Below are 12,114 nucleotides of genomic sequence, written 5' to 3'. Positions count from 1 at the left end.
GCTACGGCCTCGACGGGCGCAGCCTCGACGACACCCGGCGTGCGCTGGCCGCCGCGGGGTACGCGGTCGAAGTCCCGCGCCGGCAGGGCTGCTGCGGCGCGGTGGACCTGCATGCCGGGCGGCCCGCCGTGGCTGCGCGCCTGGCGCGCCGCAACCTCGCGGCCTTCAGCGGGACCGACCCGGTGGTCGTGTGCGCCAGCGGCTGCGCCGCCACGCTGCTGGAATATCGGCGGGTCGCCGGCGACGGCGGGGCCGGCCTGGCCCGCCGCGTGGCCGACCCGGCCGAGCTGCTGGCCGCGGCGGAGCTGGCGCTCCGGGCCGGCCCGTACCGCGACGTCGTGCTGCACATTCCCTGCAGCCAGCGCCATGGCACCGGCAGCGCGGACGCGACGCGCCGCCTGCTCGCCCGCCTGCCGGGCGTGGCGGTGCGCGAGCTGCCCGCCGGCTGCTGCGGCGCCGCCGGCGAGCACTTCCTCAGCCAGCCCGGGCTGGCCGACCGGCTGGTCGCGCCGCTGGTGGCGGGCCTGCAGGCGAACCCGCCGGATGCGCTGGTGACCAGCAACATTGGTTGCGCCCTGCATTTCGGCGCCGCCCTGCGCCGGGCGGGGCTCGAGCTGCCGGTGCTCCACCCGAGCTCGCTGGTCGTCGCTGCGCTAGAATCAGGCTTATGACGACCCGGAAGCTGAGCCCGCTGGACCGGGCTTTCGAACAACTGGACCAGGCCGTGCGGACCGTGCTGGGACCGCCGCCGCCGCCGTCCCGTCCCAACCCGGCCGGCGCGACGCCCGAGCACACCATGACCGACCGCGAGCGGCGGCACGCGGCTGCGCTGATGCGGGTCAACCATGCCGGCGAGATCATGGCGCAGGGCCTCTACCAGGGCCAGGCGCTGACCGCCCGCCTGGAAACCGTGCGCGAGGCGATGGAGCAGGCGGCGGTCGAGGAATTCGATCACCTGGCCTGGTGCGAGGACCGGCTGCAGGAACTGAAGGATCGCCCCAGCCGCCTCGGCCCCGTCTGGTACAGCGGCGCCTTCCTGCTCGGCGCCGGCGCCGGGCTCGCCGGCGACCGCTGGAGCCTGGGCTTCGTCTCGGAAACCGAGGCGCAGGTGATCAACCACCTGGAGGAGCACCTGGGGCGCCTGCCGCCGGGCGACCAGCGCAGCCGGGCCATCATCGAGCAGATGAAGATCGACGAGGCGCATCACGGCGCCGAGGCGCGGGCGGCCGGCGGGCTGCCGCTGCCCCCTCCGGCGCGCGGGCTGATGGCACTGATGTCCAAGGTCATGACGCGCACGGCCTACTGGATTTGAGCGCGGCCGGCCGGCGGCGGCTTGCCCTGCCCCCCGGCACTGGGTTAAAAGGGTGCGCGTCAGGGGCTTTTGACATAAGAAGCAAGTGAGGCGAGGACATGGTTGAGTCCGTGGGGAAGGGGACCGAGATCCCTGCGATGAGCCGCTTTCTCGGGCTGTGTCGCATTCGCTCCATTCCGTCCAAGACCGTGGTGATCCACGCGGGGGACCTGCCTGACATCCTTTATTACATCGTCGACGGTTCCGTCGAGGTAATGATCGAGGACGAGGACGGCAACGAGATGGTCCTCGCCTACCTCAACAAGGGCCAGTTCTTCGGCGAGATGGGCTTGTTCAAGGAACAGCCCACGCGCAGCGCCTGGGTGCGCACGCGCTCGACCTGTGAGATCGCCGAGATGACCTATGCCCGCTTCCGCCAGGTGGCCGCGGAAAATCCGGCGCTGCTGTTCGAGCTGGCCACGCAGCTGGCGACGCGCCTCGAGCGCACCAACCGGAAGCTCGGCGACCTGGCCTTCGTCGATGTCACCGGCCGCATCGCCCACGCGATCATGGACCTGTGCACCGAGCCCGATGCCATGACCCACCCCGACGGCATGCAGATCAAGGTGAGCCGCCAGGAGCTGTCGCGGCTGGTGGGCTGCTCGCGCGAAATGGCCGGGCGGGTGCTGAAGGTGCTGGAGGAGCAGGGCCTGCTCCGCGCCCGCGGCAAGACCATCGTGGTGAACGGCGTACGCCCCCAGCAGCGCGTTCGGCAGAACCCCTGAGCCTGCCGGGGCCTAGTCCTCGGCGTACGACCCCGCCAGCTCCCGCCGCATCGCGGTGATGGTGCTCGCATAATCGCCCGAACCGAAAATGGCGGAGCCCGCCACGAAGGTGTCGGCGCCGGCCCGGGCCACTGCCGCAATATTGTCGACCTTGATGCCGCCGTCGACCTCGAGCCGGATGGACAGGCCGCTGTCGTCGATGAGGCGGCGCGCTTCCTCGATCTTGCGCAGTGCCGAGGGGATGAACTGCTGGCCGCCGAAGCCCGGGTTGACCGACATGATGAGGATCATGTCGACCTTCTCGGCCAGGTACTCGAGCCAGTGCAGGGGCGTGCCGGGATTGAACACCAGGCCGGACTTGCAGCCGAGGTCGCGCACCAGCTGCAGGCTGCGGTCCGGGTGCGCGCTCGCCTCCGGGTGGAAGGTGATCCAGCTGGCGCCGGCCCTGGCGAAAGACTCGATCAGGCCGTCGACCGGGGACACCATCAGGTGCACGTCGATCGGCGCCTCCACGCCCCAGTTGCGCAGGGCCTCGCAGACCATCGGGCCGATGGTCAGGTTGGGCACGTAGTGATTGTCCATCACGTCGAAGTGCACCATGTCGGCGCCGGCCTCCAGCACGGCGTCGACCTCTTCGCCCAGGCGGGCGAAGTCGGCGGAGAGAATGGAGGGGGCGATACGGTAGTCCAGCATGGCGGAACCCGGTGGCGCGAACTCGAAGCCGACACTCTACCCCAAGGCCGCGCCCGACCGAATCCCCGCCGCCCCTCAGCGCATGCCGCGGGCGGCGCGCACGAGCTCCCACGCCTTGCGGATCTCGCGCGTCTTCTCCTCGGCGACCGGGATCATGGACTCGGGCATCCCGCGAGCGCGCAGCTTGTCCGGATGGTGCTGGTTCATCAGGCGGCGGTAGGCCAGCTTGACCTCCGCATCGCTCGCCTCCGGCGTCAGCCCGAGCACCCGGTAGGCGTCGGCGGCCGAGGGCGGCGCCGGGCGGGCCGCCTGCTGCCCGCCGAAACCGCGGCCGAGCCGGAGCAGCGCCTCGACCTGGGCCATTTCCACGCGGTTGAGGTCCAGCGCGGCGGCCACTCGCCACAGCAGCTCCCGCGTCGCCGGCCGCAGCTGGCCGTCGGCCAGGGCCGCTTCCATCTGGATCTCCAGGAAGGCCCGGCGCAGGGTCTTGCGCCCGCCGAGCGCCTGGCCCAGCCGCGCCAGCGTAGCGTCGAGCGGAAAGTCCGCCGCCTTGCCGGCCGTGTACAGCCGGATCGCGGCCTGCACCTGGCCCGGGTTGAGCCGCATCCGGCTCATGATGCCGCGGGCCGCCTCGATCTCCGCCTCGCTGACCCGGCCGTCGGCCTTGGCCACGTGGCCCATGACGCTGAAAGTCGCCTCGAAGAACAGCTGGCTGACGGCGCCCGGCGCCAGCCGCGGCGCTTTTTCGCTGCGGCCGAGGCCGCGATCGAACTGGTGGCCGAGGAACAGGCCCACCGCGGCGCCGACCGGGCCGGCCAGCGAGCCGATCACCGCGCCCGCCACCTTGCCCGCCCACCTCATCGGGCGACGCCCGTGCCCGGCCGGCGCGCAAGGTTTATTTGACGGACGCGGCGAGCCGCTGTGAGAATTCGGCAATTCACGGCCTGGGCCTCCACGGGAGCCAACATGTTAGCAGCAGCCGACTCCGTCGCCAGCCGGGCCGGACCGCCCGCGCCGGAGCGGTTGGCGCCGTGAGCACCCTGTTCGAATCCAGCCTGCCGGGTCTCGAGCTGGTGCACCGTGGCAAGGTGCGCGACGTTTACGCGCTCGATGCCGAAACCCTGCTGCTGGTGGCGACCGATCGCCTGTCGGCCTTCGACGTGGTGCTGCCCGATCCGATCCCCGGCAAGGGCGAGATCCTCACGCAGACGGCGCGCTTCTGGTTCGAGCGCACCCGCGCGCTGGTGCCCAACCACCTGCTCGAGGTTCCGCTGCAGACAGTGCTGCCGGCCGGCGTGCCGGTCGGGGACTATCGCCTGCGCAGCGCCGTGACGCGGCGGCTGCGCCCGCTGCCGGTCGAGGCCGTGGCGCGGGGTTACCTGATCGGCTCCGGCTGGAAGGACTACCAGGCTACCGGCGCGGTGTGCGGAATCCCGCTGCCCGCCGGCCTGCGGCAGGCCGACCGCCTGCCCGAACCGCTGTTCACGCCGGCGACCAAGGCGGCCGTCGGCGAACACGACGAAAACATCAGCTTCGCGCAGGTCGTCGAGCTGATCGGGGCGCCGCTGGCCGGGCAGGTGCGCGAGCTGACGCTGCAGATCTACGGCGAGGCGGCCCGGTACGCGCTCGAGCGCGGCATCATCATCGCCGACACCAAGTTCGAGTTCGGCCTCGACGCCGCCGGCGAACTCTATCTCATCGACGAAGCCCTGACGCCGGACTCGTCGCGCTTCTGGCCGGCCGCCGAATGGACCCCCGGCGCGAGCCCGCCGAGCTTCGACAAGCAGTTCGTGCGCGACTACCTCGAGACGCTCGACTGGGACAAGCAGGCGCCCGGCCCGCGACTGCCCCCGGAAATCATTGCGCGCACCGCCGCCAAGTACCGCGAGGCGTACCGCCGGCTCACCGGCGACGAGGAGCTGTTCCCGGCATGATCGAGTCCCTGCGCGAGCGCGTCGAAGACCTGCTGTGGGGGCCGAACGCCGACAGCATGCCGACCATCCAGCGAGTGCTGCTGTGGCCCGCACGGTTCCTCTATGCCATCGTCCGCGACCTGTCCGAGGCCCAGCTGACGCTGCGCTCGATGAGCCTGGTGTACACCACGCTGCTGTCCATCGTGCCGCTGCTCGCCTTCAGCTTCTCGGTGCTGAAGGGCTTCGGCGTGCACCGGCAGATCGAGCCGCTGCTGTACGAGTTCCTTGCCCCCCTCGGCGAGAAGGGCGCGGAGATCACCAGCCAGGTGATCGACTTCGTCGAGAACGTGCGCGGCGGCGTGCTGGGCGGCATCGGCCTGGCGCTGCTGATATTCACCGTGATCTCGATGATCCAGAAGGTGGAAGACACGTTCAACCACATCTGGCAGGTGCAGAAATCCCGCAGCTTCGCCCGCCGCTTCAGCGATTACCTGAGCGTGATCATGGTCGGGCCGATCCTGATGGTGACCGCCATGGGCCTGCTGGCGACGGTGAATTCCAGCGCCGCCATGCAGGCGATCACCGCCGTCGAGCCCTTCGGCGCGATCTTCGCCGGCATCGGCCGGCTGGCGCCGATGGCGCTGGTGGTGGCGGTGTTCGCCTTCGTCTACACCTTCGTGCCCAACACCAGCGTCCGGCTGCGCGCCGCGGTCGTCGGGGCGGCGGTGGCGGGCGCCGCCTGGACGCTGGGCGGCTCGCTGTTCGCCTCGATCGTGGTCGGCTCGACCCGCTATGCCGCCATCTACTCCAGCTTCGCCATCGCCATCATCGCCCTGGTCTGGCTGTACCTGTCGTGGCTGATCCTGCTGCTCGGCGCCCAGGTGGCCTTTTATGTCCAGCATCCCGGGCGGCTGCGCTACGGCCAGGAACGGCTGCAGCTGTCGATCTCCGAGACGGAGAACCTGGCGCTGGGGATCATGCAGGCGGTCGGCCAGGGGTTCCGCAGCGGGCCGCGTCCGGGCTTCGCCCGGCTCGCCCGGGAGCTGGAGTGCCCGGCGCGCGCGCTGGAGGACATCACCGACCAGCTGGAAGCCGCCGGCCTGCTGGTGCGCACGGAAGAAGACACCTTCATGCCGGGGCGCGAACCCGACCAGATCGGCGTGGCCGATATCCTGGCCGCCGTGCGGGGCGAGCGCGGGACGGAGGCGCGCCGGATGGCGCCGGTGCTGCAGGAAGCGCGGGCCGCCGAGAGCCGGAGCCTCGCGGGCCGCCACCTGGGCGACCTGCTCCAGCAGCCGGCCGGGTCAGTCTCCGGCCACGGTCATGCGGCCGACGAGAATCGAGCCTGACTGGATCACGCCCCGGCGGTCGACGTCCGAGCCCACCGCCTGGATGTCGAGGTACAGCGCCTTGAGATTGCCGGCGATGGTGACTTCCTGCACCGGGTGGACGATCTCGCCGCCCTCGACCCAGAAACCGCTGGCGCCGCGCGAGTAGTCGCCGGTCACGCCGTTGATGCCCTGCCCCATCAGCTCGGTCACGACCATGCCGCGGCCCATCTGTTGCAGCAGCGCCGGAAAATCCGGCCCCTTGCCGTCGACGAGAAGGTTGTGGATGCCGCCCGAGTTGCCGGTGGTCTGCAGCCCGAGCCGGCGCGCCGAGTAGGTCGACAGCACGTAGCCCTGCAGCACGCCGTCTTCGACCAGCAGCCGGTCCTGGGTGGCCACGCCCTCGGCGTCGAAGGGCGCCGAGCCCATGGCGCCCGGGAGGTGCGGCCGCTCCGCGATGCTCAGCCATTCCGGCAGCACCTGGCTGCCGGCCGCGCCGAGCAGGAAACTCGCCTTGCGGTACTGGGCGCCGCCCTTGACGGCGCCGACCAGGTGGCCGATGAAGCCGCGCGCCAGCTCCGGCGCGAACAGCACCGGCACCGTCCGCGTCGACAGCTTGCGGGCGCCGAGCCGCCGCAGGGTCCGTTCCGCCGCGCGCCGCCCCACCGCGGCGGGCGACTCGAGATCGGCCGCGCGGCGCGACAGCGTGTACCAGTAGTCACGCTGCATCTGGTCGCCCTTGCCGGCGATCAGCGCGCAGCTCAGGCTGTGGCTGGTGCTGGCGTAGCCGCCGGTGAAGCCGTGCGAATTGGCGTACACCCGCAGCCCGCGATGCGTCGACAGGGAGCCGCCCTCGGTGTTGGTGATGCGCTCGTCGGCGTCCAGGCCGGCGGCCTCGCAGTCGCGCGCCAGCGTCACGGCCTGGTCGGGCTCGAGCCCCCAGGGATGGTCGAGGTCGAGGTCGGGCGGGTCGCCGGCCATGCGCTCGGGATCGGGCAGGCCGGCGCAGGGGTCCTCGGCGGTGTAGCGCGCGATGGTGCAGGCCTTGGCGACCGTTTCCTCGATGGCGTCGGGCGCCAGGTCCGAAGTGCTCGCCGAGCCCTTGCGCTGGCCGAAATAGACCGTGACGCCGAAGCCCCGGTCGCGCTGGTGCTCCAGCGTTTCGACCTCGCCCTTGCGCACCGTGACCGACAGCCCGCCGGCGAGGCTGGCGCTGACTTCGGCGCCGGAAGCCCCGTGCCGGCGCGCGCGTGCGAGGGCATCTTCGGCCAGGGTTTCCAGCCGGGCGCGCGCTGCGCCGAGATCGCTCAGGTCTGACGATGACATCGTGGTTTCGTGGCTCCGGGACCGCCGTGGCAAGCGCCGCAGTGTAGCAAACCGCGTGCTATCATCGCGGCCCCCCGCAGGGCACTGGACCGTGAACCGGGCACACACCGCAACGCTGGACGTCGACTGGGTGCGAGGCCACTTCCCGGCTCTCGACAGCGACTGGGCGCTGATGGACAACGCCGGCGGCGCCGCCACGCTGGCAGCAGTCGCCGACCGGACGGCGGAGTACCTGCGGCGCTGGCCGGTCCAGCTCGGCGCCAGCTACGGCCCCTCGGCCGCGGCGGGCGAGCGCCAGGCCGAGGCCCGCGCGGCCCTGGCCGGGCTGTTCAGCCTGGGCGGCGGCGCCGCGCTCCCGCCCGAGCAGGTCGCCATGGGCGCCTCGACGACTTCCCTGCTGTCGCGCCTGGCCCGCTCCCTGCAGCCGACCCTGGCCCCGGGCGACGAGATCATCGTCAGCGACGCCGACCACGAGGCGAACATCGGGCCCTGGCTGCGGCTGCAGCAACAGGGCCTGGTGATCCGCTGGTGGCGGGTGCGCCCGGACACCATGCGCCTGCACGCCGAGGACCTCGACCACTTGCTGACCGAGCGCACGCGGCTGGTCTGCTGCACCCACGCCTCCAACCTGCTCGGCAGCGTGGTGGACCTCGGCCCGGTGGTCGCCCGGGCCCGCGCCGTCGGCGCCCGCTGCTGCATCGACGGCGTCGCCTACGCGCCGCACCGGGCCCTGACGCTGGCCGAGTGGGGCGTGGACTGGTACGCCTTCAGCCTCTACAAGGTCTTCGGCCCGCATTGCGCGCTGCTCGGCTGCTCGGCCGAGGGCGCCGCGCTGCTGGCCAACCTGAATCACGAGTGGATGACGGCGCCCTCGCCCGCCACCCGGCTCGAGCCCGGGGCCTGGCCCTACGAGCTCGCCTGGGGCGCCGCCGCGGTGCCGGCCTATCTCGATGCGCTGGCCGCGCAGCATGGCCGGCCCGCCTTCGAGGTCATCAGCGCGCATGAGCATGCGCTGGTGGGCCGCGTGCTCGAATGGCTCGCGACGCGGCCGGAGGTGCGCATCATCGGTGCGGCCGAGGCCGGTCCGGAGCGGCTGCCGACGGTGTCCTTCGTCTCCTCGCGCCGCGCGCCCGAGGCCATCGTGCACCGGGTCGACGAGGCGCGGATCGGGATCCGCCACGGCCACTTCTACGCCCCCCGGCTGGTCGAGGCGCTGGGACTGGAGCGCAACACCGGCGTGGTGCGCATCTCGCTGGCGCACTACAACACGCCGGCCGAGATCGAGCGCCTGCTCGCCGCGCTGGAGGCCGCGCTGTGAGCGACTTCGACGGTCCGAGCAAGACCCGCCGCAAGCGGGACGCCGAGGCGCTGCAGGCCTTGGGCGAACAGCTCGCCACGCTCAGCGAGGAGGACCTCGCCCGCTTCGACCTGCCGGAGCGCCTGCTGCAGGCCCTGGCGGAACTCGGCCGCATCCGTTCGCACGAGGCGCGCCGCCGGCAGTGCCAGTTCATCGGCCGGCTGATGCGCGACGTGGACCCGGCGCCGCTGGAGGCCTTCCTCGAGGCCCGCAGCAAGCCTACCCGGGCGGCCGCGCGCCGCTTCAAGCAGACCGAGCAGTGGCGCGACCGGATGCTCGACGACGGTCCGGGCGTGCTGCGGGAATTCCTTGCCGCGCACCCCTCGGTCGGGGCCGCCGAAGCGGCCGCGCTCGAAACTACGCTGGCCGCCGCGCGCGAGGGTCGCAGCGGGGCGCCGCGCCGCCTCTTCCGCGAGCTCAAGGCCGTGGTCGAACGCGAGCACGGCGAGGGGGCATCCGGCGGCGAGGCGCTGCTAGAATAGCCTGATGAACACGCTGGTCGGCATCATCATGGGCTCGCGCTCCGACTGGAGCACGATGGAACACGCGGCCCGGACGCTCGAGCTTCTCGGCGTCCCCCACGAGACGCGCGTGGTCTCCGCGCACCGCACCCCGGACCTGCTGTTCGAGTACTGCGAGCAGGCGCGCGGCCGCGGGCTCGAGGTGCTCATCGCCGGCGCCGGCGGCGCTGCGCACCTGCCCGGCATGGCGGCAGCCAAGACCAGCCTGCCGGTGCTCGGCGTGCCGGTGCAGTCGAAGGCGCTCAGCGGCCTCGATTCCCTGCTCTCGATCGTGCAGATGCCCGCCGGCGTGCCGGTCGGCACGCTCGCCATCGGGCGCGCGGGCGCCGTCAATGCGGCGCTGCTGGCCGCGGCCATCGTCGGCGCCGGGCGCCCCGAGATCCTGGCGGCGCTCGAGGACTACCGCGCGGACCAGACCCGCAAGGTGCTGGCTGCGCCGGACCCGTCCGCCCCCGAGCACGAATGAACATCGGCATCATCGGCGCCGGCCAGCTGGGGCGCATGCTGGCGCTCGCGGGCTATCCCCTCGGCCAGCGCTTCGTCTTCGTCGATCTCGACGCCGACGCGCCGGGCGCGCAGGTGGGCCGCATCATCCCCGGCCGCTTCGACGACCCGGCGGCGCTGGCCCGGCTCGCCGAGGCCGTCGACCTGGTCACGTTCGACGTCGAGAACGTGCCGCAGGCGGCGGCCGAGGCGATTGCCGCGAAGGTGCCGTTTTTCCCGCCGCCGGCCGCGCTCGGCGCCGGCCAGGACCGCCTCACCGAGAAAGCGCTGTTCGCGGAGCTCGGCATTCCGACCGCGCCGCATGCCGCGGTGGATTCGCAGGCCGGCCTCGAGGCGGCAGCGCGGCAGGTCGGCCTGCCGGCCATCCTCAAGACGCGCCGGCTGGGCTATGACGGCCGCGGCCAGCTGCGCCTGCAGGCGGCCGCCGACCTCGACGGGGCCTTCGCCGCGCTCGGCGGCGTGCCCGCGATCCTCGAGGGGTTCGTGCCCTTCGAGCGCGAGCTGTCGCTGGTGGCGGTGCGCAGCCGCAACGGCGAGACCGCCTGCTGGCCGCTGGCCGAGAACACCCACGAGCACGGGATCCTGCGCCAGACCCGGGCGCCCTGGGACGACCCGCAGCTGCAGGCGCTGGCCGAGCGCCACCTGCGGGCCCTGCTGGACCGCTTCGACTATGTCGGCGTGCTGACGGTGGAGTTTTTCCTGCTGGAGGGCCGCCTGCTGGCCAACGAGATGGCGCCGCGGGTGCACAACTCCGGCCACTGGACCATCGAGGGCGCCGTCACCAGCCAGTTCGAGAACCACGTGCGCGCCCTGCTCGGCCTGCCGCTGGGCTCGACCGCGGCCGTGGGCCACGCGGGTATGGTCAACTTCATCGGCCGCCTGCCGGCGCTCGAGGACGTGCTGGCCATCGAAGGCACCCACTACCACGACTACGGCAAGGCCGCCCGCCCCAACCGCAAGCTGGGGCACTGCACCGTGGTGCGCGCCAGCGCCGCGGAACGCGACGAGGCCCTGCGCCGGCTGGAGGCACTGGCCTGAAACTTGACCGGTTTCACTTGCGCCGGGGCGCGGGCCGCTTATAGTGGTTGTTCGACTCCAACGCACTGACCTCGCTCGAAAGCCCAGGCATGTATCTCGAATCCTTCGGACTCAAGGAACACCCGTTCCGGCTCAGCCCTGACCCGCGCTTCCTGTTCCTCAGCAAGCAGCACGCGCGGGCGCGCGCCTACATGGAGTCCACCGTCTGGTTCAGCGACGGCTTCGTGGTGATCACGGGGGAAATCGGCGCCGGCAAGACCACGCTGCTCGAGCAGTTCCTCTCCGAGCTCGACGACACCGTCACCGTGGCGCGGATTCACCAGACCCAGGTCACGGCGGTGCAGTTCCTGCAGACCCTGCTGGTGCAGTTCGGGGTGCGCCCCTTCAACATGCGCAAGGCGGAGCTGCTCGACGCCCTGGACAACCACCTGCGCGGCCTGCTGGCCGAAGGCCGCCGCGTGGTGATCGTGATCGACGAGGCGCAGAACCTCGACACCACCGTGCTGGAAGAGATCCGGATGCTGTCCGACGTCGGCCCCGGCGCCGGGCGCGTGGTCAGCATCATCCTCGCCGGGCAGCCGGAGCTGAACACCACCCTCGACTCGCCCGAGCTCGAACAGCTGGCGCAGCGCACCCGGCTGCGCTTCCACCTCAAGGCGCTGACCGAGGTGGAGACCCAGGAATACGTCAAGCACCGGCTCAAGGTCGCCGGCGCCGAGCGGGAGATCTTCGCCCCCGACGTCTACCCGCTGGTCTACCGCTACACCGGCGGCATTCCGCGGCTGATCAACACCCTCTGCGACACCTCCATGCTGGTCGCCTTCGGCGAAGAGCGCACGGCCGTGGGAGCGGAGGAGGTGCGCGAGGCCGTCGAGGAGCTGCAGTGGACCGACTACGCCAGCCGGACCAACCGCTTCCGGGCCGCGATCGCCCTCGACGGCCAGGTGGTCGGCCGGCTGCTGGTCACCTGTCCCGGCGAGGATCCCCAGGAATATCCGCTGCGCCAGGGCCGCTACGTGATCGGGCGGACCGCCGACAATGACATCCAGCTCGACAGCCGCTTCGTCAGCCGGCATCACGCCCAGCTGACCGTCAGCGCCGGGTCGGCCGTGGTCCACGACCTCAAGAGCACCAACGGCATTTATTTCACCGGCCAGCGCGTGCGCCGCAAGACCCTCAGGAACGGCGAGGCCTTCGTCATCGGCGAACACGAGCTGCTGTTCCGCGCCGGCGATTCCGCCCTCGGCCCCGAGGGCCTGCAGGAAGACGCCGCGCTCGAGGAAGAGCAGGAGCAGGACTGAGCAGGCGTCCGACCGCACCGGCCCGCCGTCGCCTGCGGCTGCCGCGCCGCCGCTTCA

At 71.9% G+C, this 12,114-nt stretch carries 13 protein-coding genes; 10 read left to right on the top strand and 3 right to left on the bottom strand.

Annotated features, from left to right (window positions below):
• From G6N75_RS07425 to crp, 3 genes are all read left to right on the top strand, one after another.
• Nucleotides 1-671 (top strand): (Fe-S)-binding protein (locus G6N75_RS07425; RefSeq protein ID WP_165347722.1); only part of this gene is annotated, 671 nt, incomplete at its 5' end.
• Complete coding sequence (coq7, locus tag G6N75_RS07420) at nt 668-1,312, top strand: 2-polyprenyl-3-methyl-6-methoxy-1,4-benzoquinone monooxygenase (RefSeq protein WP_165347721.1); 645 nt, start codon at nt 668-670, stop codon at nt 1,310-1,312. The genes G6N75_RS07425 and coq7, both read left to right, overlap by 4 nt.
• 98 nt (nt 1,313-1,410) lie before the next feature.
• Nucleotides 1,411-2,076, top strand: coding sequence for a cAMP-activated global transcriptional regulator CRP (gene crp, locus G6N75_RS07415; RefSeq protein WP_165347720.1), 666 nt, complete (start codon nt 1,411-1,413; stop codon nt 2,074-2,076).
• Between the two features lie 12 nt (nt 2,077-2,088).
• Here crp and rpe read toward each other — a convergent pair whose 3' ends face one another.
• The gene (gene rpe / locus G6N75_RS07410) at nt 2,089-2,769 is read right to left on the bottom strand and encodes a ribulose-phosphate 3-epimerase (RefSeq protein ID WP_165347719.1); all 681 of its coding nucleotides are present in this window, start codon (nt 2,767-2,769) and stop codon (nt 2,089-2,091) included.
• A gap of 75 nt (nt 2,770-2,844) precedes the next feature.
• Entirely contained in the window at nt 2,845-3,630 is a 786-nt protein-coding gene (gene djlA / locus G6N75_RS07405) for a co-chaperone DjlA (protein WP_165347718.1), read from the bottom strand.
• Nucleotides 3,631-3,800: 170 nt separating this feature from the next.
• Between djlA and G6N75_RS07400 the strand changes: the two genes are divergently transcribed.
• Together G6N75_RS07400 and G6N75_RS07395 are read left to right on the top strand one after the other, a co-directional pair.
• On the top strand, nt 3,801-4,703 hold the full coding sequence (locus G6N75_RS07400) for a phosphoribosylaminoimidazolesuccinocarboxamide synthase (protein WP_165347717.1): 903 nt from the start codon (nt 3,801-3,803) through the stop codon (nt 4,701-4,703).
• The gene (locus tag G6N75_RS07395) at nt 4,700-6,031 is read left to right on the top strand and encodes a YihY/virulence factor BrkB family protein (protein WP_165347716.1); all 1,332 of its coding nucleotides are present in this window, start codon (nt 4,700-4,702) and stop codon (nt 6,029-6,031) included. Before G6N75_RS07400 ends, G6N75_RS07395 begins: the two co-directional genes overlap by 4 nt.
• Here G6N75_RS07395 and pmbA read toward each other — a convergent pair.
• On the bottom strand, nt 5,987-7,336 hold the full coding sequence (gene pmbA / locus G6N75_RS07390; protein ID WP_165347715.1) for a metalloprotease PmbA: 1,350 nt from the start codon (nt 7,334-7,336) through the stop codon (nt 5,987-5,989). The genes G6N75_RS07395 and pmbA overlap by 45 nt on opposite strands.
• Before the next feature lie 91 nt (nt 7,337-7,427).
• On the opposite strand from pmbA, the gene G6N75_RS07385 reads away from it, so the two are divergent.
• The 5 genes from G6N75_RS07385 to G6N75_RS07365 all read left to right on the top strand — a co-directional run bounded on the left by G6N75_RS07385 (nt 7,428) and on the right by G6N75_RS07365 (nt 12,057).
• On the top strand, nt 7,428-8,654 hold the full coding sequence (locus G6N75_RS07385) for an aminotransferase class V-fold PLP-dependent enzyme (RefSeq protein WP_165347714.1): 1,227 nt from the start codon (nt 7,428-7,430) through the stop codon (nt 8,652-8,654).
• Nucleotides 8,651-9,175, top strand: coding sequence for a ribosome biogenesis factor YjgA (gene yjgA, locus G6N75_RS07380; RefSeq protein ID WP_165347713.1), 525 nt, complete (start codon nt 8,651-8,653; stop codon nt 9,173-9,175). The genes G6N75_RS07385 and yjgA overlap by 4 nt, the downstream gene beginning before the upstream one ends.
• Nucleotides 9,176-9,179: 4 nt before the next feature.
• A complete protein-coding gene (purE, locus tag G6N75_RS07375; RefSeq protein ID WP_165347712.1) occupies nt 9,180-9,680 on the top strand; it encodes a 5-(carboxyamino)imidazole ribonucleotide mutase in 501 nt (166 codons plus the stop codon).
• Nucleotides 9,677-10,756: a 5-(carboxyamino)imidazole ribonucleotide synthase gene (locus G6N75_RS07370; RefSeq protein ID WP_165347711.1), complete on the top strand. Its 1,080-nt coding sequence runs from the start codon at nt 9,677-9,679 to the stop codon at nt 10,754-10,756. Before purE ends, G6N75_RS07370 begins: the two co-directional genes overlap by 4 nt.
• A gap of 89 nt (nt 10,757-10,845) precedes the next feature.
• Complete coding sequence (locus tag G6N75_RS07365; protein WP_165347710.1) at nt 10,846-12,057, top strand: AAA family ATPase; 1,212 nt, start codon at nt 10,846-10,848, stop codon at nt 12,055-12,057.
• Nucleotides 12,058-12,114: the final 57 nt, after the last annotated feature.

This window comes from Thioalkalivibrio sp. XN8, from assembly GCF_011058255.1.
Classification (GTDB): Bacteria; Pseudomonadota; Gammaproteobacteria; order Steroidobacterales; family XN24; genus XN24.
The sequence above is the reverse complement of the archived record's forward strand: the minus strand, read 5'-3'. Positions and strand labels throughout refer to the sequence as shown.